Origin of the sequence: Kitasatospora sp. NPDC056181 (assembly GCF_042266225.1) — a bacterium.
GTDB lineage: Bacteria > Actinomycetota > Actinomycetes > Streptomycetales > Streptomycetaceae > Kitasatospora.
Window position 1 is genome coordinate 28,256 of record NZ_JBHJUK010000007.1, and the last position, 26,429, is coordinate 54,684.

The 26,429-nt window shown below is 73.8% G+C and carries 23 protein-coding genes; 15 read left to right on the top strand and 8 right to left on the bottom strand.

Translation table 11 applies throughout. From position 1 onward, the window contains the following. Positions 1–100 precede the first annotated feature (100 nt). From ACFC1F_RS05090 to ACFC1F_RS05160, 15 genes are read left to right on the top strand one after another with little or no spacing between them, the layout of a single operon-like run. The gene (locus tag ACFC1F_RS05090) at positions 101–2,296 is read left to right on the top strand and encodes a bi-domain-containing oxidoreductase (protein ID WP_376155773.1); all 2,196 of its coding nucleotides are present in this window, start codon (positions 101–103) and stop codon (positions 2,294–2,296) included. Continuing rightward, positions 2,293–4,251 (top strand): alginate lyase family protein, encoded by a 1,959-nt coding sequence (locus ACFC1F_RS05095; RefSeq protein ID WP_376155775.1) that lies wholly within the window; start codon positions 2,293–2,295, stop codon positions 4,249–4,251. Before ACFC1F_RS05090 ends, ACFC1F_RS05095 begins: the two co-directional genes overlap by 4 nt. Positions 4,252–4,283: 32 nt before the next feature. After that, positions 4,284–5,822: a right-handed parallel beta-helix repeat-containing protein gene (locus ACFC1F_RS05100; protein WP_376155776.1), complete on the top strand. Its 1,539-nt coding sequence runs from the start codon at positions 4,284–4,286 to the stop codon at positions 5,820–5,822. Position 5,823: 1 nt separating this feature from the next. Continuing rightward, the gene (locus tag ACFC1F_RS05105; protein ID WP_376155778.1) at positions 5,824–7,155 is read left to right on the top strand and encodes an O-antigen ligase domain-containing protein; all 1,332 of its coding nucleotides are present in this window, start codon (positions 5,824–5,826) and stop codon (positions 7,153–7,155) included. A gap of 2 nt (positions 7,156–7,157) precedes the next feature. Continuing rightward, positions 7,158–8,432 (top strand): glycosyltransferase, encoded by a 1,275-nt coding sequence (locus tag ACFC1F_RS05110; protein WP_376155779.1) that lies wholly within the window; start codon positions 7,158–7,160, stop codon positions 8,430–8,432. After that, positions 8,433–9,668: a methyltransferase domain-containing protein gene (locus ACFC1F_RS05115; protein ID WP_376155780.1), complete on the top strand. Its 1,236-nt coding sequence runs from the start codon at positions 8,433–8,435 to the stop codon at positions 9,666–9,668. It abuts the gene before it with no gap. Continuing rightward, positions 9,665–10,495 carry a glucose-1-phosphate cytidylyltransferase gene (locus ACFC1F_RS05120; RefSeq protein ID WP_376155782.1) on the top strand — a complete coding sequence of 277 codons (831 nt, stop codon included), beginning with the start codon at positions 9,665–9,667 and terminating at the stop codon, positions 10,493–10,495. Before ACFC1F_RS05115 ends, ACFC1F_RS05120 begins: the two co-directional genes overlap by 4 nt. Continuing rightward, positions 10,492–11,154 carry a PIG-L deacetylase family protein gene (locus tag ACFC1F_RS05125; RefSeq protein WP_376155783.1) on the top strand — a complete coding sequence of 221 codons (663 nt, stop codon included), beginning with the start codon at positions 10,492–10,494 and terminating at the stop codon, positions 11,152–11,154. Before ACFC1F_RS05120 ends, ACFC1F_RS05125 begins: the two co-directional genes overlap by 4 nt. Before the next feature lie 3 nt (positions 11,155–11,157). Further along, the gene (locus ACFC1F_RS05130) at positions 11,158–12,183 is read left to right on the top strand and encodes an NAD-dependent epimerase/dehydratase family protein (protein WP_376155785.1); all 1,026 of its coding nucleotides are present in this window, start codon (positions 11,158–11,160) and stop codon (positions 12,181–12,183) included. Then, complete coding sequence (locus ACFC1F_RS05135) at positions 12,171–13,454, top strand: DUF4910 domain-containing protein (protein ID WP_376155787.1); 1,284 nt, start codon at positions 12,171–12,173, stop codon at positions 13,452–13,454. The genes ACFC1F_RS05130 and ACFC1F_RS05135 overlap by 13 nt, the downstream gene beginning before the upstream one ends. Then, positions 13,451–14,836 carry a hypothetical protein gene (locus ACFC1F_RS05140; protein WP_376155789.1) on the top strand — a complete coding sequence of 462 codons (1,386 nt, stop codon included), beginning with the start codon at positions 13,451–13,453 and terminating at the stop codon, positions 14,834–14,836. Before ACFC1F_RS05135 ends, ACFC1F_RS05140 begins: the two co-directional genes overlap by 4 nt. Beyond that, a complete protein-coding gene (locus ACFC1F_RS05145) occupies positions 14,833–15,780 on the top strand; it encodes a glycosyltransferase family 2 protein (RefSeq protein WP_376155791.1) in 948 nt (315 codons plus the stop codon). Before ACFC1F_RS05140 ends, ACFC1F_RS05145 begins: the two co-directional genes overlap by 4 nt. Next, on the top strand, positions 15,777–17,048 hold the full coding sequence (locus tag ACFC1F_RS05150; protein WP_376155793.1) for a polysaccharide pyruvyl transferase family protein: 1,272 nt from the start codon (positions 15,777–15,779) through the stop codon (positions 17,046–17,048). Before ACFC1F_RS05145 ends, ACFC1F_RS05150 begins: the two co-directional genes overlap by 4 nt. Continuing rightward, positions 17,045–17,596 carry a dTDP-4-dehydrorhamnose 3,5-epimerase family protein gene (locus ACFC1F_RS05155; RefSeq protein WP_209413843.1) on the top strand — a complete coding sequence of 184 codons (552 nt, stop codon included), beginning with the start codon at positions 17,045–17,047 and terminating at the stop codon, positions 17,594–17,596. Before ACFC1F_RS05150 ends, ACFC1F_RS05155 begins: the two co-directional genes overlap by 4 nt. A 7-nt stretch (positions 17,597–17,603) precedes the next feature. Next, complete coding sequence (locus ACFC1F_RS05160; protein WP_376155794.1) at positions 17,604–18,938, top strand: glutamate-1-semialdehyde 2,1-aminomutase; 1,335 nt, start codon at positions 17,604–17,606, stop codon at positions 18,936–18,938. A gap of 47 nt (positions 18,939–18,985) precedes the next feature. Here ACFC1F_RS05160 and ACFC1F_RS05165 read toward each other — a convergent pair whose 3' ends face one another. Genes ACFC1F_RS05165 through ACFC1F_RS05200 form a run of 8 tightly spaced genes read right to left on the bottom strand, consistent with a single transcriptional unit; the run spans position 18,986 to position 26,339 of the window. Next, positions 18,986–19,669, bottom strand: a complete 684-nt coding sequence (locus ACFC1F_RS05165) for a phosphatase PAP2 family protein (RefSeq protein WP_376155796.1) — start codon at positions 19,667–19,669, stop codon at positions 18,986–18,988. Then, positions 19,666–20,310 (bottom strand): hypothetical protein, encoded by a 645-nt coding sequence (locus tag ACFC1F_RS05170; RefSeq protein WP_376155798.1) that lies wholly within the window; start codon positions 20,308–20,310, stop codon positions 19,666–19,668. Before ACFC1F_RS05170 ends, ACFC1F_RS05165 begins: the two co-directional genes overlap by 4 nt. Beyond that, positions 20,303–20,500, bottom strand: coding sequence for a hypothetical protein (locus tag ACFC1F_RS05175; RefSeq protein ID WP_376155799.1), 198 nt, complete (start codon positions 20,498–20,500; stop codon positions 20,303–20,305). The genes ACFC1F_RS05170 and ACFC1F_RS05175 overlap by 8 nt, the downstream gene beginning before the upstream one ends. A 20-nt stretch (positions 20,501–20,520) precedes the next feature. Continuing rightward, on the bottom strand, positions 20,521–21,096 hold the full coding sequence (locus ACFC1F_RS05180; protein ID WP_376155801.1) for a hypothetical protein: 576 nt from the start codon (positions 21,094–21,096) through the stop codon (positions 20,521–20,523). Positions 21,097–21,131: 35 nt separating this feature from the next. Beyond that, on the bottom strand, positions 21,132–22,286 hold the full coding sequence (locus ACFC1F_RS05185; protein ID WP_376155803.1) for a hypothetical protein: 1,155 nt from the start codon (positions 22,284–22,286) through the stop codon (positions 21,132–21,134). After that, positions 22,283–24,142, bottom strand: a complete 1,860-nt coding sequence (locus ACFC1F_RS05190; RefSeq protein WP_376155804.1) for a hypothetical protein — start codon at positions 24,140–24,142, stop codon at positions 22,283–22,285. Before ACFC1F_RS05190 ends, ACFC1F_RS05185 begins: the two co-directional genes overlap by 4 nt. Next, entirely contained in the window at positions 24,139–25,287 is a 1,149-nt protein-coding gene (locus ACFC1F_RS05195) for a hypothetical protein (RefSeq protein ID WP_376155806.1), read from the bottom strand. The genes ACFC1F_RS05190 and ACFC1F_RS05195 overlap by 4 nt, the downstream gene beginning before the upstream one ends. Further along, entirely contained in the window at positions 25,284–26,339 is a 1,056-nt protein-coding gene (locus ACFC1F_RS05200) for a hypothetical protein (protein ID WP_376155808.1), read from the bottom strand. Before ACFC1F_RS05200 ends, ACFC1F_RS05195 begins: the two co-directional genes overlap by 4 nt. Positions 26,340–26,429: the final 90 nt, after the last annotated feature.

Below are 26,429 nucleotides of genomic sequence, written 5' to 3' on the forward strand. Positions count from 1 at the left end.
CCGCCCGACGGCGTGGGCCCAGTGCCGGCGGAGGGGACGGGACGGCGGAGCGAACAAGACGGCTTGACGAGCAAGACGGCGTAGAGAGCAGGGGACTTCGGTGAAGCAGGTCGTGCAGAACTACAAGAGCGGCGAGCTGGCGGTGCTCGACGTACCCGTGCCGGGGTGCAAGCCGGGCGGTGTGCTGGTCCGCACCGCCTACTCGCTGATATCCACCGGGACCGAGCTCATGAAGGTGTCCGAGGCCGGCATGTCGATGCTGGGCAAGGCCCGTTCCCGGCCGGACCAGGTGGCCAAGGTCATGCAGAGCGTGGCCACCAACGGGCTGCCCGCCACCTACCGCAAGGTGATGGGCAAGCTGGACTCCTACACGCCGCTGGGCTATTCGCTGTGCGGGGTGGTCGAGCAGGTCGGCGCCGGGGTCGACGACGTGAAGGTCGGCGACCTGGTGGCCTGTGCCGGCAACGAGCACGCGTTGCACGCCGAGCTGAACTGGGTGCCGAAGAACCTCTACACCCCGGTACCGGACGGTCTCGCGCCGCGGCACGCGGCCTTCGGCACCGTCGGGTCGATCGCGCTGCAGGGGGTGCGCCAGGGCGAGCCGCAGCTGGGCGAGGTGGCGCTGGTCATCGGCCTCGGGCTGATCGGGCAGCTGGTGGTGCAGCTCCTCGCCGCCGCGGGGGTGCGGGTCGTCGGGGCCGACCCCGACCCGGTGCGCTGCGCGCTCGCCGAGCAGCTGGGCGCCGTGGCCTGCGGCGATCCCGGCTCCGCGGCCCTGGAGGCCGCCGTCTCCGAGCTGACCGGCGGTCACGGTGTGGACCAGGTGTACCTGGCCGCCGGCGGCGGCAGCAACCAGCCGGTCGAGCTGGCCGCCCACCTGGCCCGGGACCGCGGCCGGGTCGTCGACATCGGCAAGTGCCGCCTGGACCTGCCGTGGAACGCTTACTACGAGAAGGAGCTGGACGTCCGGTTCTCCCGCTCGTACGGCCCCGGGCGCTACGACCCGGAGTACGAGCTGGACGGGCGGGACTACCCGATCGGCTACGTGCGCTGGACGGAGCGCCGCAACCTGGCCTGCTTCCTCGATCTCCTCGCCCGCGGCCGCGTCGACGTGGAGCCGCTGGTCTCCCACGTGGCCGAGTTCGAGGACGCCGTCGAGACGTACCGGCGGCTGAAGGACGGCGAACTGAAGGCCGTGGCCGTGCTGTTCCGCTACCCCGGGCCCACCGGGGAGGAGTCGGAGCACGCCGTGGAGGCCGCCCCGGTGGTGGCGGTGCCCGCGGTGCGCCGCGGCACGGGGTCCGCCCCGGCCCGGCCCGCCGGCGCGCCGGTGCGGCTGGCGTTCGTCGGCGCCGGGAACTACGCGAGCTCGATGCTGCTGCCGCACCTGGCGCAGCGCGAGGGCGTCACGCTGTCCACGGTCGTCACCACCACGGCGCTGTCCGCGGCCAACGCCCGGCGGAAGTTCGGCTTCGCGCGGGCGACCACCGACCTCGACGCCGTGCTCGGGGACCCGTCCGTCGACGCGGTCTTCGTGGTCACCCGGCACAGCTCGCACGCCGAACTGACCCGGCAGGCGCTGCTGGCCGGCAAGACGGTGTTCGTGGAGAAGCCGCTGGCCCTCACCGAGGACGAACTGGCCGGTGTGCTGGCGGCGGTGGAGGAGTCCGGCAACGACCGCCTGCAGGTGGGCTTCAACCGCCGGTTCGCGCCGCTGCTGCGGGAGGCGAAGAGCCGGCTCGGCGTCCGGACCGGTCCGGCGAGCCTGCGCTACCTGGTGAACGCGGGCCGGCTGCAGCACGGCAGCTGGTACCTGCGGCAGGGCACCGAGGGCACCCGGTTCGCCGGCGAGGGCGGGCACTTCGTCGACACGGCGAGCTGGCTGCTGGACGCCGACCCGGTCTCGGTGTACGCGGTCGCGTCGTCCGGCAACGAGGACCTCCAGGTGGTGCTGCGCTACCCGGACGACTCCACCGCCACCATCAGCTACGTCACCACCGGCGCCCCCGGCTTCCCCAAGGAGACGCTGGACCTGGTCGCGGACGGCAAGGTGCTGAAGCTCGACGACTTCGTCCGCGCCTCGGTGCACGGCCCCAAGCGGTGGGTCAGTTCCCGGCTGCCCAAGGCCCGGGACAAGGGCCAGTCCGCCGAACTGGCCGCGTTCGTCAGGGCCGTACGGACCGGCGGGCCGATGCCGGTGCCGCTGGAGTCGCTGGTCGCCACCACGGCGGCGACCCTGGCCGTGCAGGCCGCCCTGACCGGCGGTGCGCCGGTGACCCTGGCGAGGCCGCGATGACCATGAGCGCCGGCTGGTACCTGCGGCGGCTGTCGCGGATGGGGCCGCGGGAGGTCGGCGGCCGGGTGGGCGACGCGGCGCGCAGGCGGCGATGGCGGACGGAGGTGCCGCAGCGCCCGGTCGTGTCCGGCGCCCGGTTCACCGCCGTACTGCCCGCCGGGGCGATCGCCGCGGTGCCGGCGGACGCCGCGAAACGGCTGGTCGCCACGGCGGACCGGCTGATGGACGGGCACGCCGAGTTCTTCGGGGTGGTCCGTGACGACCTGGCCGCCCCGGACTGGTGGCGCGACCCGAAGACCGGGCGCCGGGCGCCGGCCGGTTACGCCTTCGACGTGCCCTACCGCGACGAGGACGCGGTCGGGGACGTCAAGCAGATCTGGGAGCCGTCCCGGCACCAGTACCTGACCGTGCTCGCCGCCGCCTACGCGGTCACCGGGAACGAGCGGTACGCCGAGCGGGTCGCCGAGCACCTGCGGTCCTGGTGGGCGGCCAACCCGCCGCTGCGCGGCGTGCACTGGATCAGCGGCATCGAGCTGGGCATCCGGCTGCTGTCCTGGGTGTGGATCCGCCGGCTGCTCAACGGCTGGCCGGGCGCGGCGGGGCTGTTCGAGGGCAACCCGGTGGCGCTGGACCAGATCTGGCACCACCAGCGCTGGCTGGCCGCCTTCCCCAGCCGGGGGTCCTCGGCGAACAACCACGTCATCGCCGAGGCGGCCGGGCAGTTCGCCGCGGCCTGCGCCTTCGACTGGTTCCCGTCCTCCGCGCGCTGGCGGACGGGCGCGCTGCGGTCGCTGGAACGGAACCTGCGCGCCAACACCTTCCCGTCCGGCCTCAACCGCGAACTGGCCGGCGAGTACCACGGGCTGGTCCTGGAGCTCGGTCTGGCCGCGGTAGCCGAGGCGGACGCCGCCGCGGTACCCGTCCCCAGGACGGTCCGGCTGGTCCTGCTGCGGATGACCGACGCGCTCGCGGCCGTCGTGGACGACCGGCTGCGGCCGCCGCGCCAGGGCGACGGGGACGACGGGCACGGGCTGGTCGTGGACGGCGCGGGCACCGACCGCTGGGCCTCGCTGCTGGCCACCGGGGAGGCCGTGTTCGGCCGGCTCGCCTGGTGGCCGGAGGTGACCGGAACCGATGTGCGCACCCCGCTGCTGGCCGCGCTCCTGCGGCCGTACGGGAGGAGCGGGAGCACCCCGGCGGTGACCCGGCCGGCGCGCCGGCGGGCCCACTTCGCCGACGCCGGGATGACCGTCCTGCGCGGCCCGGACGGGATCTGGTGCCGCTGCGACGGCGGTCCGCACGGGTTCCTGTCCATCGCCGCGCACGCCCACGCGGACGCGTTGTCCCTGGAGGTGCGGCAGGACGGGGTCGACGTGCTCGCCGACCCGGGGACGTACTGCTACCACGGGCAGCCCGAGTGGCGGCGGTACTTCCGGTCGACGCTGGGCCACAACACCCTGGAGCTGGACGGCGAGGACCAGTCCACCTCCGGCGGCCCGTTCCTGTGGACCCGGCACGCCCGCAGCCGGGTCCTGGTCGCGGACACCTCCGCCGAGGGGGTGGCCCGCTGGTGCGCCGAGCACGACGGCTACGGGCAGTCGGTGCACCGCCGCCGGGTGGAGCTGACCGCCGCGAGCCGGGAGCTGCGGATCGTCGACGAGGTGCGCGGCCCGCGCCGCGCGGTACGGCTGGCCTTCCACCTCGGCCCGGCGGTCACCGCGGACCTGACGGGCGACCGGGCCGTGCTGACCTGGACCGGGGACGGCGAGGACCACTCCGCGGTGCTCGACCTGCCCGGGCGGCTGACCTGGCGGGCGCACCGCGGCGAGACCGGGCCGCCGCTGGGCTGGTACTCCGCCGGCTTCGGACGCAAGGTGCCGGCCACCACGCTGGTCGGCACCGGCTTCACCGACGGCGCGCAGGGGTTCACCACCGTGCTCGGGTTCCGCGGCTAGTGGGACGGGTGGTGACGGGGCGGATGGGACGGATGGGGATCACCGGACGGCACCGGTGGGCGTCGGCGGCGACGCTGGCGCTCGCCCTGCTGGTGGCGACCGGCTGTACGGGCGGGTCGGACGCCCCGGCGAAGCCGACCGCCACGCGGTCCGGGCCCGCGGCCGTGGCCGTGGCCGTGGCCCGGGTGTGCGCCGAGCCCGCGGCCGGGCCGGGCAGCGCGCCGGCCGGCGCGGTGACGGTCGACCCAGCGGTGGTCAACGACCTGGCCGTGAAGACCAGGAACAGCCCTCCGCACACCACGTTCTGGCTGGCCCCGGGCCGGCACACCCTCGAACCGGACCGCTACGCCCAGGTCATGACCAAGGAGGGGGACACCTACCTCGGCGCGCCGGGCGCGGTGCTCGACGGCGGGAAGACCAACAACTACGCGTTCAGCGGCACCTCCCCCGACGTCACCATCCGCTACCTGACCGTGCAGGGCTTCGTCGCGCCGCACGACGAGGGCGTGGTCAACCACGACATGGCCGACGGGTGGGTGATCGAGCACACGACGATCCAGGGCAACTCCGGCGCCGGGCTGATGGCCGGTGCCCGCCAGCAGGTCCGCACCAGCTGCCTGCGCGACAACGGCCAGTACGGGATGAACGCCTACAAGACCGGCGACACCATCAAGGGCCTGGTGGTGGAGGGCAACGAGATCGTGGGCAACAACACCGACGACTGGGAGCGGCGGCAGCCGGGCTGCGGCTGCACCGGCGGCGTCAAGTTCTGGGCCGTCAACGGCGCCGACGTCCGCGGCAACTGGGTGCACGACAACCGCGGCACCGGGCTGTGGGCGGACAACGACAACAACGACTTCCTCATCGAGGACAACGTGCTGGAGGCCAACGACGGCGCCGCGCTGATGTACGAGACCAGCTACAACGCGGTGGTCCGCAACAACACGATCCGGCGGAACAACTGGGTCGAAGGCCGCCGGCACGCCGCCGACGGCGACAACTTCCCGCACGCGGCCGTCTACGTGTCGGAGGCCGGCGGCGAACCGCGGATCCCGGCCCGCACGGACAGGATCGAGATCTACCGGAACGTGCTGGAGGACAACTGGTCCGGGATCACCCTGTGGGAGAACGCCGACCGGTTCTGCAACAGCCCGGCCAACACCTCGACCGGCTACTGCACCCTGCTGGTGAAGGACGCCCGGCGGTGCGCGAAACCGGCGATCGACACCGCACCGCTGTACGACGACTGCCGGTGGAAGACCCAGCGGGTGGACGTCCACGACAACCGCTTCGCCCTCGACCCGGCCGTGGTCAAGTGCTCGGTGGAGTGCGGCCGGATGGCGGTGCTCTCCAACTACGGCACCTACCCGGACTGGTCCCCGTACCTGGGCAAGCGGGTGTCCGAGGCGATCACCCTCAAGCAGGACAACCGCTGGCACGACAACGTCTACACCGGACCGTGGGCCTTCGTCGCCGACGACCCGGGCCGGCCGCTCGACCCCGGGCAGTGGCAGGGCCTGCCGTACCGGCAGGACGCGGGCAGCACCTTCACCGCACGGGCCGGTGGTTGAGATGGGCGGGAGCCCGGTGCGGGACGGGCTGAACGGGCTGACGGACAGACCGGACGGACCGGACGGACCGGACGCGGCGGCGGCGCGGCCCGCTGCGGGACGGCGCCCCGACGCCACGCCGAAGGCCGTCTGGATCGTCTGGGCGCTGCTGGGCCTCAACACGCTCGGCTCCGCCGGGGCGAAGACCATCGTCCGCCTCCCCCGCTCCCTCATCCAGATGGCCACCATGGGCGCGCTGGTCTCCGCGTTCGCGCTGGCGCTCCTGCTCAACCTCCGGCTGCGCATCCGGGCCGGCGCCTTCCTGTTCCTGCTCACCCTGCTGCTGGTGCCGAGCCTGATCTCCAGCCTGAAGCTGGAGGTGGGGCTCGGGGCGCTGTTCCGCTGCACCCGGCTGGCCATCTTCGTCGGCACGCTCTGGCTGATCAGCCGCTGGTGGGACGGCGGCCTCACGTTCGTCCGGACCCACATCCGGATGTACTACGCGGTGCTCTGGACGGTCGCCGCCGGTCTGGTCATCTCCCCGGGCACGGCCATGCCCGAGTACTACGGCGGGCGGCTGGTCGGCGCCCTGTGGCCGCTCACCCCGCCGCAGATCGGCCAGTACTCCGCGGTGATCATCGGGCTGACCGTGCTGCTCCTGCTGGGCCGCCGGACCACCGGCCGGAGCGCGGCGATGATCATCGTGCCGACCTTCGTCCTGCTCGCCATGACCCACACCCGGACGGCCACGATCGGCCTGCTCGCCGGCCTGACGCTGGCGATCTGCTCGCTCGTCCTGACCAGCGCCGCCGCCCGCCGGTTCTTCACCTGGGCACTGGTGTGCTCCACGGTGGCCGCGGTGGCGTTCGCCTCCGCGCTGCAGACCTGGTTCATGCGCGGGCAGAGCAAGGAGAACTTCTCCAACCTCACCGGCCGGGCCAAGGTCTGGGACGCCCTGCTCACCCAGCCCCGGACCGTCCCCGAAGAGGCGTTCGGCATCGGTCTGGGCGACAAGTCCTTCGGCGGGCTGCCGATCGACAACAGCTGGCTGGCCGTCTACAACGAGCAGGGCCTGGTCGGCATCGCCCTGGTGGCCGCGATCCTCGTCGTGCTGGGCGGCGTCGCCCTGCTGCGCCCGCCCTCGCTGGAGCGGGCCTGCGCGATCTTCCTGATCAGCTACGTCGCGATCTCCTCGTACACCGAGGCCGGGCTCGGCGACGCCTCACCGTACCTGCTGCACCTGGCGCTGGCCGCCTCGCTGCTCGCCACGCCCGCCGAGGCGACGCCCCTGACGACGCTCGTGGTCCCGCGCCGACGCAACCCGCGCCAGGACCGGAAACGGGAGGTGAACTGACCGTGCACGTCCTCGTGGTGCACAACCGCTACTCCTCGGCGCAGCCGAGCGGGGAGAACCGGGTCGTCGACGAAGAGGTGGGGCTGCTGCGCGCGGCCGGCCACCGGGTCGACCTGTTCGAACGGCGCAGCGACACCATCGCCGGCCGGTCCCTGCCGGGGAAGGTCGCGGTGCCGCTCCTGGTGCCGTGGAACCCGGCGGTCCGCGCGGAGCTCACCGCCCGGCTGCGCCGCGAGCGGCCGGACGTGGTGCACGTCCACAACGTCTTCCCGCTGCTGTCGCCGTCGGTGCTCGCCGCCTGCGCCGACGCCGGCGTGCCCGTCGTCGCCACGCTGCACAACTTCACCCAGGTCTGCCCGCCCGGCACCCTGCACCGGGACGGCCGGGCGTGCGGCGAGTGCGTCGGGTCGAAGGTCGTGCTGCCCGCCGTGCGGCACGGCTGCTACCGCAACTCCCGGCTGGCGACGGTGCCGCTCGCGGTCAGCCTGTCGGTCAACCGGCGGCGGTGGTGGTCCGGGGTGGACCGGTTCTTCTGCATCTCGGCGGCGCAGCGCGACGTCCTGGTGCGCTCCGGCATGCCGGCCGAACGGCTGGTGGTGAAGCACAACTTCGTGCCCGATCCGGGCAGCCGCCGTACGGGCGCCGGCGAGCACCTGCTGTTCCTCGGCCGGCTCGCGGAGCCCAAGGGCGTGCGGCTGCTGATGGCCGCCTGGGACCGGATCGCGGCGGGCGGCGGGGTGGGCGTGCCGCTCGTGCTGGCCGGCGCCGGGCCGCTGGAGGCCGAGGTGACGGCCTGGGCGGCCGGCCGCGACGACGTGCGCTACGTCGGCCTGTACGACCCGGCCCGGTGCCGGGAGGCGGTCGCCCGCGCGGTGGCCGTGGTGGCGCCCTCGCTGGCGCCGGAGACCTTCGGGCTGGTGGTCGCGGAGGCGATGGCGGCCGGGGTCCCGGCCGTCGCCGCCGGTCACGGCGCCTTCGTCGAGCTGGTCGAGGACGGGGTGACCGGGCTGCTGCACCGGCCGGGCGAGGAGGCCTCGCTCGCGGACTGCCTGCGCCGGGTCACGGCCGACACCGCCGGCAACCAGGAGATGGGCCGCACGGCCCGGCGCCACTACGAGCGGGCCTTCAGCCCGGTCGTCGGCCTGGAGCGCCTGGTGGAGGAGTACCGCACCGTGATCGCGGGGCGGTCCGGGGGCGCGGACGACGCGCCGCCGACAGGGAACGGAAACGCTGGCCCGCGCCGGGGCACCCCGCGCGGGCAGGAATGGGGGCAGTAGATGACACGATGCCGACTCTGCGGCTCGACGGCGCTGGGGAGCGTCGTCGACCTGGGGGCGACCCCGCCGTGCGAGAGCTTCCTCGCCGCGGACCAGCTGGACCGGCCCGAGCCGGCCTACCCGCTGCACCTGCGGGTCTGCACCGACTGCTGGCTGGCGCAGATCCCGCCGCTGATCACGCCGGAGGAGACGTTCACCCAGTACGCGTACTTCTCCTCGTACTCGACCTCCTGGGTGGAGCACGCGCGCACCTTCGTCGACGGCGCCGTCCGGCGGCTCGGCCTGGGCTCCGAGGCCTTCGTGGTCGAGGTCGCGAGCAACGACGGCTACCTGCTCGGGCACGTGGTGGAGCGGGGCATCCGCTGCCTGGGCATCGAACCGTCGGTCAACGTCGGTGCGGCCGCGCGGGAGAAGGGCGTGCCCACGCTCACCGCCTTCCTCGACCCGGCCACCGGCGCGGAGGTCCGCGCCGAGCACGGCCCGGCGGACCTCGTCGTCGCCAACAACGTGTACGCGCACATCCCCGACGTGGTCGGGTTCACCCGGGGGCTGCGCGCCCTGGTCGCCGACGACGGCTGGGTCTCCATCGAGGTGCAGCACCTGCTGACCCTGATCGAGGAGAACCAGTACGACACGATCTACCACGAGCACTTCCAGTACTACACGGTCGCGTCCGCGGCCCGGGCGCTGGCGAGCGGCGGACTCGCGCTCGTGGACGTCGAGTTGCTGCCCACGCACGGCGGCTCCATCCGGCTGTGGGCCCGGCCGGCCGAGGTGGCCGGCGAGCCGGGGCGGCGGGTGGCCGAGGTGCTGGACCGGGAGAAGGCCGCCGGGCTGCAGGAGCTCTCCGGGTACACCGAGTTCTCCGCCCGGGTGGCCAAGGTGCGCCGGGACCTCCTGCGCTTCCTCGTCGACGCGGCCGAGCGCGGCGAGACGGTCGTCGGCTACGGCGCCCCGGGCAAGGGCAACACCCTGCTCAACCACTGCGGCATCCGGCCCGACCTGCTCCCGTACACGGTCGACCGGAACCCCTACAAGCACGGCAGGTTCACCCCGGGCACCCGGATCCCGATCCTGCCGCCCGAGCAGATCGCCGTCGACCGGCCGGACTACGTCCTCGTCCTGCCGTGGAACCTGCGGGCCGAGCTGGTCGAGCAGTTGTCCTTCGTGCACGAGTGGGGCGGCCGGCTGGTCTTCCCCATCCCGGAACTCAGCATTGTCGAGGTCAAGCCGTGAAGGTCGTCCTGTTCTGCGGCGGTTACGGGCTGCGCATGCGCAGCGGAGCCTCCGACGACGTGCCCAAGCCGATGGCGATGGTCGGCCCGCGGCCGCTCATCTGGCACGTGATGCGCTACTACGCCTACTACGGGCACACCGAGTTCATCCTCTGCCTCGGGTACGGGGCCCACCACATCAAGGACTTCTTCCTCAACTACGAGGAGACCACCTCCAACGACTTCGTGCTGCGCCAGGGCCGGACCGAGCTGCTCTCCACCGACATCGCCTCCTGGACGATCACCTTCGCGCAGACCGGCATCGAGTCGCCGATCGGGGAGCGGCTGCGTCGGGTGCGCCACCACCTGGACGGCGACGAGATGTTCCTCGCCAACTACGCCGACGTGCTCACCGACGCCCCGCTGCCGGAGATGATCGACCGGTTCGCCGAGCGCGACGCCGGTGCGTCGATGATGGTGGTGCCGCCGCAGCAGTCGTTCCACTGCGTGGAGCTGGGCGAGGACGGCCTGGTGGGGGGCATCACCGCGGTGAGCGAACTGCCGCTGTGGGAGAACGGCGGCTACTTCGTGCTCCGTCAGGAGGTCTTCGACCACATACCGGAGAACGGGGACCTGGTCGCCGACGGGTGCGCCGGACTGGCCAAGCACGGCCGGCTGGTGGCGCACCGGCACCGCGGCTTCTGGAAGCCGACCGACACCGTGAAGGAGCGGGCCGCGCTCGACGCCGCCTACACCCGGGGCGACCGCCCATGGGCCGTGTGGGAGCGCGGCGCCGAGGCTGCGCGCGTGCCCGGAAGCCGGGCCGGAGCCGCGGCGGGGACCGCGTGATCCGGCTCGGGGCCGGGCGCCCGGACCGGATCGTCGCACTGGGGGCGCACTGCGACGACATCGCCATCGGCGCCGGCGGCACGCTGCTGACGATGTGCCGCGCGCGGCCGGGCCTGCGGGTCGACGCGCTGGTGCTCTCCGGCGGTGGCGGCGAGCGGGAGCAGGAGGAGCGGGACGCCCTCGCCGCCTTCTGCCCGGACGCCGACCTGCGCCTGACCGTGCTCAAGCTGCCGGACGGCCGGCTGCCCGCGCACTGGGGCGAGGCCAAGGCCTCGGTCGAGGAGCTGCGCGGGCGGACCGAGCCGGAGCTGGTCCTCGCACCGCGCACCGAGGACGCGCACCAGGACCACCGCGGACTGGCGCAGCTGGTGACCACCGCGTTCCGCGACCACCTCGTGCTCGGCTACGAGATCGTCAAGTGGGACGGCGACCTCGGCCGTCCGACGGCGTACCAGCCGCTGTCCCCGGAGGTCGCCGAGGAGAAGGTGCGGCTGTTGCAGGAGCACTACCCCTCGCAGCGGCACCGGCCCTGGTACGACCGGGAGGCCTTCCTCGGGCTGGCGCGGATCCGCGGCATCGAATGCCACGAGCGTTACGCCGAGGCGTTCGCCCTCACCAAAGTCACACTCGATCTCGGCACTCCCGACCGGAGGGGATGACCCATGCGCGTACTGCTGACCGGACACCAGGGCTACCTGGGCACCGTGATGGCCCCGGTCCTCGCGGCCGCCGGGCACGACGTCGTCGGGCTGGACGCCGGCCTGTTCGCGGACTGCGTCCTCGGCCCGGCGCCCGCCGACCCGCCGGGGCACCGGGTGGACCTGCGTGACGTCACGGCCGACCACGTGGCCGGGGTGGACGCCGTGATCCACCTGGCCGCGCTGTCCAACGACCCGCTGGGTTCGCTGGCGCCGGACCTCACCTACGACATCAACCACCACGCCTCCGTGCGGCTGGCCCGGCTGGCCCGCGACGCCGGGGTGCGGCGCTTCCTGTACGCGTCCACCTGCTCGGTCTACGGCGCCGCCGGCGGCGACGAGCTGGTGGCCGAGAACGCCCCGCTGCGCCCGGTGACGCCGTACGCGGAGTCCAAGGTGCGGGTGGAGGACGACCTGCACGACCTGGCCGACGGTGACTTCAGCCCGGTGTTCATGCGCAACGCCACCGCCTTCGGCTACTCGCCCCGGCTGCGCGCCGACATCGTGCTGAACAACCTGGTGGGCCACGCGCTGCTGTCCGGCGAGGTGCTGGTGCTCTCCGACGGCACCCCCTGGCGCCCGCTGGTGCACGCCGCCGACATCGCCCGGGCCTTCGCGGCCGCGCTGGTCGCGCCGCGGGAGGCGGTGCACGACGAGGCGTTCAACATCGGCAGCGAGACCAACAACGTCACCGTCGCCGAGATCGCCGAGCTGGTCGCCGAGGCGGTGGAGGGCTCGAAGGTGCGGATCACCGGGGAGGCCGGCGCCGACCCCCGCTCCTACCGGGTGGACTTCTCCCGCTTCCGGGCCGCGGTCCCCGGCTTCGAGTGCGAGTGGACGGTGAAGCGGGGTGCGCTCGAACTCGCCGATGCCTACCGTGAGTTCGGTCTGACCCGGGAGTCCTTCGAGCAGCGCTTCACCCGGCTGGCCGTGCTGCGCGCGGCGTCCGGCGCCGGCACCGTCGACGACACCCTGCGGTGGCGCCGATGACCACGGCCGGCGAGGAGATGCACGCGCTGGTGGAGCGGCTCTACCCGATCTGCCGGAGCATCACCGGCGACGGCGTGCGCGCCACCCTGGACGTCGTCGGCGAGTACGTCCCGCTGGAGGTGCACGAGGTGCCGACCGGGACGCCGGTGCTCGACTGGACGGTGCCCCAGGAGTGGAACATCCGGGACGCGTACATCGCCGACACCGCCGGCCGCCGGGTCGTCGACTTCGCCGCGTCCAGCCTGCACGTGCTCGGCTACAGCGTCCCGGTGGCGGCGACCATGCCGCTGGCCGAGCTGCGCGGGCACCTGCACACCCTGCCCGACCACCCGACCTGGGTGCCGTACCGCACCAGCTACTACACGCCGGACTGGGGGTTCTGCCTGGCCCAGGAGACCCTGGACGCGATGCCGGACGGCGAGTACGAGGTGCGCATCGACTCCACGCTCGCGGACGGCCACCTCACCTACGCCGAGCACGTCGTCCCCGGGCAGGTCACCGACGAGGTGATCGTCTCCTGCCACGTCTGCCACCCGTCGCTGGCCAACGACAACCTGGCGGGCGTCGCGGTGGCGACCTTCCTGGCGCGGGAGCTGGCGCAGCGGACGCCGTACCACACCTACCGGTTCATCTTCGCGCCCGGCACCATCGGGGCGATCACCTGGCTGGCCCGCAACGCGGAGCGGGTGGACCGGGTCAAGCACGGGCTGGTGCTGGCCTGCGCCGGCGACCGGGGCCGGCTGACGTACAAGCAGAGCAGGCGCGGCGACGCGGAGATCGACCGGGTTCTGCGGCACGTCCTGCGCGCAACCGAACGACCGCACCACATCACCGAGTTCACACCGTACGGGTACGACGAGCGGCAGTACTGCTCGCCCGGGTTCGACCTCGGCGTCGGCTCGCTCAGCCGCACCCCGTACGCCGGGTACCCCGAGTACCACACCTCGGCGGACAACCCGGACTTCGTCTCCCCGGAGGCGATGGCGGACACCCTCGCGGTCTGCCGCGAGGCGTTCGCCGTCCTCGACCGCAACCGGCGGTACCTCAACCTCAGCCCGTACGGCGAACCGCAGCTGGGCCGGCGCGGGTTGTACGACTCGCTCGGCGGCCGCAGCGACGCCAAGCAGGCCCAGCTGGCCATGCTCTGGGTGCTCAGCCTCTCCGACGGCGAGCACGGTCTGCTGGACGTCGCCGAGCGGTCCGGGCTGCCGTTCGACACCGTCGCCGCCGCGGCCGACGCCCTGCACGGCGCCGGGCTGATCAAGGCATGACGCCGATGACCACCGGGGGGACGAAGGCGACGACCCCGTCGACGGCGACACCGGCGCAGGCGGCCCCGTCGACGGCGACACCGGAGCAGGCACCCGGAGCGGCCCGGCGCAGCGCCACGCGGGCCCTGGTCGGCCGGCTGTCCTGGGGGCTGGCCGACCAGGCGGCCTCCAGCGTCAGCAACTTCGTGGTGGGCGTCTTCGTGGCCCGCTCGCTGGGGGTGACCGCGTTCGGCATGTTCAGCCTCGCCTGGGTGACGTACGGCGTGGTGCTCAACGTCTCCCGCGGGCTGGCCACCGATCCGCTCGTGGTGCGCTTCAGCGGCGTGCCGGACGCGTCCTGGCGCGGGGCGGTGGCCCGCTCGACCGGTACCGCACTGGGCGTCGGCGCGGTCATCGGCGCGGTGAGCCTGGTGGCCGGGCTCGGCTTCGGGGGCAGCGTGGGGTCCGCGTTCGCCGCCCTCGGTGTCATGGTGCCGGGGCTGCTGCTCCAGGACGCCTGGCGGTTCTCGTTCTTCGCCGCCGGCGCCGGGCGGAAGGCGTTCGTCAACGACGTCGTGTGGGGCGTCGCGCTCGTCCCCGCCATGGTCGTGGCGGCCCGGGTGGGCAGCGTGGCCGCCTTCGTGCTCGCCTGGGGCGCGTCCGCCACGGTGGCGGCGGGGTACGGCTGCCTCCAGTCCGGCATCCGGCCCCGGCCGGCCGAAGCGGCCGGATGGCTGCGCGAGCAGCGCGATCTCGGCTACCGGTACCTGGTCGAGAACGTCAGCCTCAGCGGCGCGAGCCAGCTGCGGGCGTACGGGCTGGGCGCGATCGTCGGGGTCGGCGCGGTGGGTGCGGTGCGGGGCGCCGAGCTCCTGCTCGGCCCCTTCCTGGCGGTGCTCATGGGGCTCTCGCTGGTCACCGTCCCCGAGGCGGCCCGGGTGCTGCGGCGGGCCCCGCAACGGCTCGGCAGGTTCTGCCTCCTGCTGGGCGGCGGCCAGGCCGCCGGCGCACTGCTCTGGGGCACGGCGCTGCTGCTCGTGCCCGGCCGGCTCGGCGAGCTGGTGCTCGGCGGCGTCTGGCACTCCGCCTCGGAGCTCATCGTGCCGATCACCCTCGGCGTCGCGGGCGCGGGCCTCGGCACCGGCGCGGCGGCCGGGCTGCGCGCGCTCGGCGCGGCCCGGCGCAGTCTGCGCTGCCAGTTGTTCGCCTCCGCCTGCTACGCCGGCGGCGGGCTCGGCGGGGCGGCCGCCGCCGGCACGACCGGCTCGGCCTGGGGCGTCGCCGCCGCGACCGTCAGCGGCTCGGCCGTGTGGTGGCTGCAACTGCGGTCCGCCCTGCGCGAGCACCACAGCGCCCCCACCCCCGAAGTAGAGGACGGCACCCCGGAAGTGAGGACCTCATGACCGCCCGACCCAGACTGAGCATCGGCCTGCCGGTGTACAACGGCGAGGAGTACCTCGCCGAGTCGCTCGACGCCCTGCTCGGCCAGACCTACGAGGACTTCGAGCTGATCATCTCCGACAACGCCTCGACCGACGCGACGCAGGACATCTGCCGCCGGTACGCCACGCGGGATTCGCGCATCCGGTACCTCCGGCTGCCCCGGAACATCGGCGCCACGCCGAACCACAACCACGTGTTCGCCGAGTCCCGCGGCGAGCTGTTCAAGTGGGCCTCGCACGACGACCTGTACGGCCGGGACCTGCTGCTGCGCTGCGTGGAGGCGCTGGACGAGCGGCCGGACGTGATCCTCGCGCACGCCGACCAGGCGGTCATCGACGGCGACGGCCAGGTGAAGGTCCCCTACGAGTACACGCTCGCCACCGCCTCGCCGCACGCGCCGGAGCGCTTCCGCAGCATGCTGTTCGAGCCCGGCGGCGACGACTTCTACGGGGTGCTGCGGGCCGACGTGCTGCGCCGGGTGAAACCGATGGACAGCTACCACCACGCGGACCGCACGTTCGTCACCGAGATCGGCCTGCACGGGCCCTTCCACCAGGTGCCGGAGCTGCTGTACTTCCGCCGCGACCACCCCACCCGCGCCGAGCGGGCGAACCCCTCCAAGCGCTCCCGGTGCGTCAACCTGGACCCGCGCCGGGCGGGCGCGCTGCACCCGACGCCCCGGCTGCTCGCCGAGTACGTCTGGGGCTTCGTCTCGGCGGTCCGGCGGGCGCCGTTGTCCCCGTCCGACCGCCGGGCCTGCTACCGCCACCTGGCCGCGTGGCTGAGCAGCCGGGCCCGGCCGGGCGCGGGCGAACGGGTCGAGGACCGCGCCCCGGTCGATCCGGCCGGGCTCACCGTCTCCGTCGACGCCCTCGTGGCCGGCCGCGAGGGGCGGCAGACATGACGTCCGCGCACGCGAACCCGGTGCGGGTCGGGGTGTTCGGGCTGCTCGGCTCCGGCAACCTCGGCAACGACGGGTCGTTGGAGGCCGTGCTCGGGTACCTGCGCGCCGAACACCCGGAGGCGGTCGTGGACGCGCTGTGCGGCGGGCCCGAGGCCGTGACGGCCCGGTTCGGGATCCCCGCCACGCGACTGCACTGGAACCGCGCGGAGTACCGGACCGCGTCGCGGGCGGGCGCGATCGCGTCGAAGGGCGTGGGCAAACTCGTCGACGCCGTCCGAACCGCCGCCTGGGTGCGCCGGCACGACGTGGTGATCGTGCCGGGCATGGGCGTCCTGGAGGCCACCCTGCCGCTGCGGCCGTGGGGCTTCCCGTACGCGCTGTTCCTGCTCTGCGCGAGCGGCCGGCTGCTGCGCACCCGGGTCGCGCTGGTCAGCGTCGGCGCCGCCGAGATCCGCAACCGGCCGACCCGGGCCCTGGTGCGCTGGTCCGCGCGGCTGGCCGCGTACCGGTCGTACCGGGACGCCCCGTCCCGCGACGCGATGCGGGCGATGGGCGTGGACACCGCACGCGACGAGGTCTACCCCGACCTCGCGTTCTCCCTGCCGACCCCGTCGGCCGGCACACGACCGGCCGGCCCGCCGTCGGGCCCGCCCGGCCCGGTCTGCCTCGGCGTGATGGACTTCCACGGCGGCAACGACGACCGCGCCCGGGCCGAGGAGATCCACCGGCGCTACCTGGACGGGACGATCCACTTCGTCCGGGCGCTGGTCGCGGAGGGCCGGCCGGTCCGGCTGCTCACCGGCGACGACTGCGACGCGTCGGTCGTCACCGCCGTCCTCGACGCGGTGGACTCGCCGCTGGTCACCGCCGCCGAACCGGCCTCGCTGGCCGACCTGATGGCGGAGATGGCGGCCGCCGACACCGTGGTGGCGGTCCGCTACCACAACCTGATCTGCGCGCTGAAGACCGGTACGCCGGTGCTCGCCCTCTGCTACGCGACCAAGAGCGAGGCGCTGATGGCGGACATGGGCCTCGGCGCGTACTGCCACCCGGCGCGCGAGGTCGACGCCGACCGGCTGCTGGAGCAGTTCCGGGAACTGGAGAAGAGATCGGCGGAGCTGCGGCGGACCCTCACCGAGCGGAACCTGGCCGCCGCCCGGCGCCTGGAGCACCAGTTCACCGCCCTGACCGCGGCCCTCTTCCCGGCGACCGACCACGCCCACGCCCAGACCCACGCCCAGACCCACGCCTTGCGGGAGGCCCCATGAAGGTGACCGAAGTCCCGGCGATCGCCGGCGCGTACCTGTTCGAGCCGACGCCGTACGCCGATGAGCGCGGCTTCTTCTGCCGCACCTTCGACGCCGACGTCATCCGCTCGGTGGGCCTCGACCCGGACGCCTTCGTCCAGCACAGCGTGTCCCGCTCGGTCGGAGGCGTGCTGCGCGGCCTGCACCTGCGCTCCGGCGCCGGCGAGGCCAAGCTGGTGCGGTGCTCGTACGGGAGGGTCTTCGACGTCGTCGTGGACCTGCGGCCGGACTCGCCGACCTACCGCAACCGGGCCTTCTTCGAGCTGTCCGGCGAGACGCAGGTGAGCGTGTACATCCCGGCGGGGTGCGCGCACGGCTTCCAGGCGCTCACCGAGACCGCCGACGTCTCGTACCGGATCGACCGCCCGCACGATCCCGCCGAGGACGTGACGATCGCCTTCGACGACCCGGAACTCGCCATCCCCTGGCCGCTGCCGGCCGTCTCGGTGTCCAAGCGGGACAGAGAGGCACCGGGCCTCGCCGAAGTCCTGCGACACCGGGAGGGGTGAGGTCGGCGTGGACACCGGACACACCGAGGAGTTCAGCCTGCCCCGGTCACGGGCGGCGAACGAGCGGCTGCACGCGTTGGTCCCCGGGGGCGCCCACACCTACGCCAAGGGCGACGACCAGTACCCGGAGCACCTGGCCCCGGTGATCAGCCACGGCCGCGGTGCCCACGTGTGGGACGTCGACGGCAACCGCTACATCGAGTACGGCTCCGGCCTGCGCTCGGTCAGCCTCGGCCACGCCCACCCGCGCGTGGTCGAGGCGGTACGCCGGGAGCTGGAGCGCGGCAGCAACTTCGTCCGGCCGTCCGTCCTGGAGCTGGAGGCCGCGGAACGCTTCCTGGCCACGGTGCCGACCGCCGAGATGGTGAAGTTCACGAAGAACGGCTCAGACGCCACCACCGCCGCGGTGCGCCTGGCCCGCGCCGTCACCGGGCGGTCGCGGGTGGCCGTCTGCGGCGACCACCCGTTCTTCTCGGTCGACGACTGGTTCATCGGCACCACGCCGATGGACGCCGGCATCCCGGCCGCGACCACCGAGCTCACCGTGGCGTTCCCCTACGGGGACCTGCCCGCCACGGAGGAACTGCTCACCCGGTACCGGGACGAGATCGCCTGCCTGATCCTCGAACCCGCCGGCCACACCGAACCGCCGCCCGGGTACCTCGCCGGCCTGCGCGAGCTGGCCGACCGGCACGGCTGCGTACTGGTCTTCGACGAGATGATCACCGGCTTCCGCTGGTCCGAGGCGGGCGCCCAGGGCCTGTACGGCGTCGTCCCCGACCTCTCCACGTTCGGCAAGGCGCTGGGCAACGGCTTCGCCGTCTCCGCGTTGGCCGGGCGCCGCGACCTGATGGAGCGGGGCGGGCTGCGCCACTCCGGCGACCGGGTGTTCCTGTTGTCCACCACGCACGGTGCGGAAACGCACTCGCTGGCCGCCGCGATGGCCGTGCAGACCACCTACGTCGAGGAGGGCGTCACCGCTCGGCTGCACGCCCTCGGCGAGCGGCTGGCCGCCGGTGTCCGCGAGGCCGCGGCAGGCGCGGGCGTCGGCGACCACCTCGTCCTCCGGGGCCGGTCCAGCAACCTGGTCTTCGCCACCCTCGACGAGAACCGGCAGCCCTCGCAGCAGTACCGCACCCTGTTCCTGCGTCAGCTCCTCGCGGGCGGTGTGCTGGCACCGTCGTTCGTGGTGAGCAGCGCGCTCGGCGACGACGACATCGACCGCACCGTCGACGTGGTGGCCCGGGCCTGCGCCGTGTACCGGAAGGCGCTGGACGCCGCCGACCCCACCCCCTGGCTCGCCGGGCGGCCGGTGAAGCCCGTGTTCCGACGGCTAACGTGACGTCGCATCACGTGATGTGACGTCACACCATGTCACGTCACATCACGTCAGCGACGCTCACGCCGACCGGCTTCGGCCGGCCCGTCGGCCATCCGGTCGACCAGCCACGCGGTCGCCGGTACCACCGCCAGCGCGGTGCACCAGCCGCCGAGGACGTCGGTCGGGTAGTGCGCGTCCAGAGCGACCTGCGCCCAGCCCATGGCGGCGCCGGCGACCAGAGCCGCGGCGAGCACGAGAAGGGTGCCGGCCGTCCCGCCGAGGCCGGGCCCGTCCCGGCCTCGGCGGCGGGTCGCGAGCATCGCCACCACGAGGGCGAGCGCGGTGGCGAAGGCGGTGTGCCCGCTCGGGTAGGACAGGTACCCACCGTGGATGGTGCGCCCCACCAGGTGCTTGAGCAGCGTCGTCGTCCCCACCGCGATGCCGACGCCGGCAACGACGAACACCGCCGCCCGAGGACGCCGGAGCAGCAGGCAGCCCGTCACGATGGCAGCGACCAGCGTCGCGGCTCCCACCGGCTCCCCCAGGGAGTCCATCGCCAACGCGGCGTGCCGCCACGGCGGCCCCACCCCGTCCACCGCCGCCCGGACCCGCGCGTCCACCCTGCCGGGCTCGCCCTCGCCGGCATACCGGAGCCCGAGCACGACGACCACCAACGCGGCGAGGGCGGCCATCAGCCCGAGCCCCACGCGCAGCGCCGGGGCCAACAGCACGGACGCCGACCGGCCGGTCACAGTGCGCGGAGGAAGAGCGTCGCCCCGCCCGCGACGGCGATGCCACCGGCGAGCGTGTGCCAGCGTGCCGCGACCAGCGCCGCGCGCACACTCCAGGCGTGCATGAGGTCCAGCAGCTCCGCGAGTCGGCGCTGGGCGCCGGCGAGGTTGGCCTCGGCGACGGCGCGAGCCGCCCGGAGCTGCTCCGCCTCCGCGGCTGCCGGCTGCGCGGCCAGGGCGGAGGTGAGGTTGGCGACGACCGTGGCGTGCAGCTCGCAGGCCGCGGTGAGTTCGGCCGGGGTACGGCCGAAGTGGCCGAAGAAGAGCGCCGGTTCGGCCTCGGCGACGGCGCGCAGCGGCCGCACCGCCCGGGCGTTCCAGGTGGCCGGTGTGGTGAACCGGGGCGTCAGCACATCGCTGGTCCAGTACACCGCCCAGCTCACGCCGAGTACGGCCAGTGACAGCCCGGCGAAGGCGAGCCAGAGCCTGGTACCGCCGTGGATCTCGTTCACCCCGGCGAGCGGCAGGCCCCCGAGGACCAGACTGCCGACCGCCCCGAGTGCGCCGATGGTCCAACGGGCGGTGCTGCGCATGTCGGTGACACTGTCGAGCACCGCGCTCGCCCGTGGGCCCGGGGCGGCGGGTGCTGCCGGGTCAGCCATCGACGCTCCCGCCGGAGGACGCGGGGTGGTCCCGGAAGACCGGCCCACCGCCGGGTTCCGGCACCGCCCGGTACGGTCCCCACGCGCTCCCGTCGAAGTACTCGACGCCACCCGGGCCGACCCGGACGTCGCCCTTCACCGGGACCGGCTGCTGTTCTGATGGCCGCTCAGGCTCCACCGTTTCAGGCATGGGCCGAGTATGTCAGCGGCTCACCCGCGCCGGCAGCCGTTCACGAAGAACAGTTCCACCCGGATCGAGTCGGCCGTCGGAGCGTAGCGCCAGGCGTCGCGGAGGACGACCTGCTGGTCGCTCTGACCGCAGAAGGCACTCTTGAACTGGCTCTGGAGCATGGTGTTCACCGCGGAGGCGAGTTGCTGGGCCGGCCCCTGCCCGGCAGTGGGCGCCAGCCCCGAGGTGAACACGAGGCCGACGCCGCGCCGGGCGTCGTCCTTCTCCACGGCTGCTGCCACGTCGGCGAGGACGGTACGGGCCGCGTCATCGGACAGCTTGCCGCTCTGCAGCGGCCCGCTGCCGACCACGACGGTCACCGTGACGGAGCGCGGGTCGAGGCCGGGCGACGTCGGCCTGCTGCTCGGCGACCCGGAGTTGGTGAGCGACCCGGACGCCGACGCCGACACCGACGCCGACACCGACGGTGCAACGGATTCTGCAGCGCCCGCCGCGGAATCGTCCGGCCCGTCGGGCGTGGTGGCCCCGAAGGCCACCAGCATCAGGACCAGGAAGAGGTCGGCGAAGAGCCACCCCGCCAGGTGACGGGGGGCCATCCGACGGTTCCGGGGAGATCGTTGCGGCGGCCGCATCAGTAGAACTCCGGTCCGTCGGTTCGGCGGGACCGATCGGGCTCGCCGAAGCCGTACGGGTCACTCTCGTAGCCGGGCACGTTGCTCATCGCCGGCGGCGTCCCCTCGGGGCCGGTGATCGCGACCTCAGTCCTCTCCCTCACGTAGTGAAGGAACTGGTCCAGGCCGTCCATGAAGTCCCGCAGCCGGTCGCTGTACTGGACGAAGTTCTCCAGCGCCTCCCCCAGCTGCCGGGTGTCCTCCATCACCTCCACGGCGACCTTCTGCTGGGCCTGCGCGGCAACCTGGGACACCGCGCTGGTGTCGCGCACCTCGGCGGCGAGCCGGCGGACCGCCTCGTGGAGCTCGCGGTCCTCGTTGGCGAGCTGGTTGCGCAGATCGACGAAGCGGTTGAGCACCTCCTGCGGCATGGTCATCGCCCGGCCGAGCGTGCCGAGCTCCCGGGCGGAGGCCGTCCACTCCTGCAGGGCGGTGGAGAACTGTCCCTCCGGACCCGGGCTGAGGACCGTGAGCAGCCGGTTCGTCAGACTGCCCAGCCCCTTTTCGAGCTGGTCCGCGCTGCGGGCCAGAAGCCGTGCGGTGTTCTCCAGTTGCGTGGTGGACAGTTCCTTCGTCCTGACCGACGCGGTGATGGCGAGGATGTGGGTGGCCCGCATCAGCGCCTGCGCGATGCTCTGGCGCAGCCAGTGGTGGTCGGTTGCCCGCTGCTGGGTCGCGGCGTGCAGGTGCAGTCCCGCGTTGAGGACGATCACCAGCGCGACGAGGACGACCACCGTCGGCACGGCGACCTTCCCGGCCCCGTCGAGCCACAGTCGCAGGAAGTTGGCACCGGGGCCCGCGGCACGGTAGCGGCCGAGGTCGATCCAGAGGGTGGTCCAGGTGACCGCGATCGGCAGGAACACCAGGACGTCCCGGACCGCCTCGACGACGTCCGCCACCCTGCCATGGCGCGGCGTGCCGTCGGGGGCCAGCAGGTCGGGCGGGTACGCTGCGGCCAGGTCCATGCCGCCGAGGGCGCCGGGGTCGCTCTCCAGAGTCTCGGCGACGGATCCCAGCAGCGCACCCGGCAGCCGGCGATCGGCGCACTGCTGTCCCAGACGGCGGAGCTCTCCGGCGACCTCGACCAGGGTGGCGGGGGTCGTGACGGTGCTCATCGGGGCGGCTCCTCGGGGTGGTCCGGGTGGGTCAGGGCGCGCCGGCCGTCGGCTCCGCTCAGCCGACCGAAGAGGTAGAGGTCGGCCGCAGCCGACCGAACCACCTCGCGGCCGCGCCGGGAGTCGACCTTCGACAGCAGCGCGTGCAGCAGTGCGGCCGGCGGGGTGGGCCCGCAGGCGGCGAGCAGTCGGCGGAGCCGGTCGGCGTCCGCGCGGGGCCCGAGAACGAGGTCGAGCAGGGTGGTCAGCAGCTGCCGGTCGGCCGGTGACCCTTCTCCGCGCGCGGCGTCGGCGCACAGCTTGGTCAGCAGGTCCGGTACGGCCCGGGACCGCTCCAGCACCGCGCGCAGCCGGTTCCTGGAGCGGCGGGAGAGGTCCGGGCCGAGGCCCTGGAGCAGCACCCGGACCGCTCCCGGCGAGGAGCGTACCCGGCGCAGTGCTGCGTCGAGCAGTGTCTCGGGCTCCAGCGCCGCCAGCAGCCGGACGGCCTGACGCTCCGTCGGCATGTCGTCGGCGTGCAGCTCGGTGAGCACGTCGACCACGGCGAGGGCATGCCGGGGTTCCCACTGGTGCAGCCGGGGGAGGATCCGCGCATCCAGCGCCTCGTGCACCGCGCGGGGATCCGGGGTGCTGACCGCGAGCATCGCGCGCAGTTCCGGTTCCCCGCCGGGCTCCGCGGCGAGGCACCGGGCGACCGCCTCGGTGTGCAGTCGGGTGCGTACGTCGGCGAAGGTCCGCACCGCCTGCGGGTGCTGCTCCCAGAGCCGGAGAACCGCCGCGAGCTCGCCGGACGGCAGTCGGCGCAGGCCGTCCTCGATCCCGGTCAGGAACCGCTTCGCGGTCAGGTAGCCGGACTCCTCCGGGGTGAGGTCGCCGAGCGCGGCCATCCGGAGCAGCACGTCGACGTTGCCGAGCACGCCCGGGGCGAGGAGCAGCCGCTCCCCCAGCTGGAGGACCTCGGCGCTGCTCGCCGCGGCACGCTCGGGCCGCAACCGGTCCAGGATCTGCGGTCCGAGCCGCCGGGTGAGCGAGAACAGCCGCTCCGCCAGGTCGGCGACGCGCCGGTCCTCAGGCCCGGCGGCTGCTCCGGCAGGCGGGTCGGCGGCTGCCGCGGCCCGCACCCTGAGCCGGCCGTGTCCGCCGTGCAGGCTGACTGGGGGCGGCTGATCGAGGAAGACCAGGCCCGGTAGCTCCGCGGCGGTGTCGGTCTCCTCCAGGCTGGCGAACTCCCAGCTGTGGGCCACGAATCCGTCGAGCACCTGAGCAAGGGCCCGTACCACGGCTTCGCCGCGTGCCGGGCTCCCGATGACGGTGAGCGGTCGGTCGGGCTCCGCCAGCAGCAGCGCGCCCAGCCGGACCGCGAGCCGGTGCGGCACCTGACCGAGCTCGTCGAGCGCGTCGGTCTCGAAGCTCTCGGCGAGGTCGAGCAGCCGGTCCAGCCGGACGGGCTGCGCGCGGTCGGCGGGCAGCGCGCCGGGGCGGGTCGCCCTGGTCTCCGGGGGCAGCCACTCCTGCCAGGGGGTGGCGCAGATCGCGAGGGCGGCCCGCGGCGTCAGCCGGTCCGCCGGGGCGATGAGGACGTGGGCCTCGGTGGAGCCGACCCTGCCCTTGGCGTCCCTGACCGACTCCTTGCGCAGCAGCACGGCCCGGTCGCCGAAGCGGCGGTAGACGTGGCCCGGCCGGGCCGGCCGGTCCCGGCCGGGCTCGGCCGCCCAGACGAGTGAGCGCAACCGGTCGTCCCAGCGGACGAGTTCGTCCGGTTCGAGGGAGGTCACAACGGGGCCCACGCCGTTTCGGCCGAGCAGGGAGCGCTCGGACCAGCGGTAGGTGATCAGGTCACCATCGGCGGCGCTCACCGCGCGCCCTCCGGCCGGCCCAGGTTCCGTGCGGTCCCCATGTCGAGCACCCCTGTCAGCGCGAACAGCGTCAGCAGTGGGCGCAGCACCCGCCGCTGGCGGAAGGAGGCCTCGGGGAAGCGTCCCACCGTCCGGGCCCCCTCCTCGGTGACGACCGCCGAGGTGCCGGTGGCGGAGGCGAGGTGCAGCGTGGAGTCCCAGCACTCGTGGGCGGGACCCAGCCAGCGCTTTCCGTTGCGGGAGGCGAGGAAGGCGTACACGGCCCGGCTCTCCTCCTCCACCGTTCCGAGGTCCAGATCCTCGTGCAGGCCGTGCGGGAGCCACCGGGTGATCTCCGAGTAGCCACGCCGCGTGAGCAGGTCGGCCTTGGTGACCACGGTCGCGGCGGGGATCGGTACGAGCGGACTGCCCGGCCGGCAGCGGGCGTTCTTCAGCCGGTCCATCGTGGCGTCGAAGGCATGGTCGCCGCCGACGCCGCCCTGCCGCGGCCCGGTCAGGCCGAGCACGGCGGTGGGGTCCACCACGCACAGCAGGGCGCTGAGCTGGTTGATGAACGCGAGGTCCCGGTCGGGGCTCTGCAGCCGCTCCCCGGAGACGTCGAAGATCACCACGGTGTGGCTGCGCCCGGAGACGAGGTCGTCGACCATGAGCCCCACGGCGAACTCGACCGGCGCGTCGATCCTGGTGGCCGGCAGTTCCTCGCGCCGGTCGATGAACCGGCTGACCTGGCCGCCGAGGTAGGCGGCGTGCATCCGCAGGTCCAGTCCCTGCACCTGCAGGTTCATCCGGGCCATCACGGTGGCGTCGTGGAGGCGGCTGACCATCGCGGCCAGCAGGTGCGTCTTGCCGGTCCCCGAGGCCCCGACCAGACCGATGGTGACCGGCCGGGTGCCCAGTCCGGGGAACCGCTCCGGGAGCAGGTGGGGTGGCTGGGCGTCGTTGCCCGGACAGCGCCGGTAGGCGTGCATCAGCAGTCGCCGCCGATTGGCGTCGCCGTGCACGGTCCGCAGGTCCAACGGGTTCTCGGTGCCGTCCGCGTCGAGCGTCAGCAGCGGGGCCTGCTCCCAGTGCAGCTGTCCGACGCAGATCGGGCAGTCGATCACGCCGACCTCGCCCGTGAGCCCGACGCCGCCAGGAACAGTCATCGCGTCACCACCGCCAGCAGCAGGGAGAGTCCGACCAGGGTGCGCAGCCGCCGCACGCCACGGCGGAACACGCCCGGATGATCCATGACCGGATGATCCATGACCGGCCCGTCCCATGGGTCGTGGCTCGGCGGCCGCCCCTGGTCCACCCGGCGCTCGGGTGGGATCGGCCGCCAGGGTACCGACAGCGAAGCGAGCGGTCGCCGAGGGACCGGCTCGCTCCTGAACCGGCGCTGCCTGGCGCGGAGCTCGTCGAAGGCGGTGAGCGCGCGGTCGTACTCGGCCGAGTGCCGACCGGGCGATGGTGCGGGCGGCGGGGACAACTTCCGGACGAGGACGTCGGCGGCGGGCGGCCGCTCGCGGACGAGGATGTCGGTCAGCATCCGGGCCGGCCACGGGTCCAGCAGACCCAGCCGCCGCTGGATCTCGCTGCGCTGCTCACCGGGAAGCAGGTCCTCGCCGGTGGCGAGATGGTAGAGCAGTCGGCCGGCCGCACGGACGTCCTGGTACCGGTCTTCGGACGACCCCCGTGACAACGCGTGTTCCAGGCCGGCGAGCTGGAGACCGGCCAGCTCGTCCCACCACAGCCGGTCGAGGGTGACGGCTCCGTGGGCGAGACCGGCCTCGTGCAGGCAGCCGAGCGCGGTGAACAGATCGCGGGCGGCCGCACGCAGCCGCGGGCCCGCCAGGGTCATGCCGGGCGGCAGGGCGTCGACCCGGTGGCCGCGCCAGGAGCACAGCAGGCGCTGGGCACCCGGCGTGTCGTCCCAGCGGAGCACCCGGACGAGCTGCTGCGGGTAGCGGCCCTCACCGCACCACTGTTCCAGCAGCTCGGTGACTTCGAAGGCCTGGCGCATCAGCCGCGGGCCGGCCACCGGGTGGGCGGACGAGACGACCATGACCGCTTCGTTCGCGGGGAGCAGCCGACCGGGCCGCAGCCGGAGGTCGCCCTGTGCCGCGCCGCCCGGATCCTCCGCACCGAGGTCCACCGTGACGGCGGCCGGTTCCGGATCCTGGCCGCGCGGTCTCCGGCCGTAGAAGTCTGCCTGCATCGCACCCCCCTGGGGCCAAGGCCCGGCCGGGCCCTGCTGCCCCCAGCTGATGTATCACACCGACGGGTCACCATACGCCCGTTCTGCCCG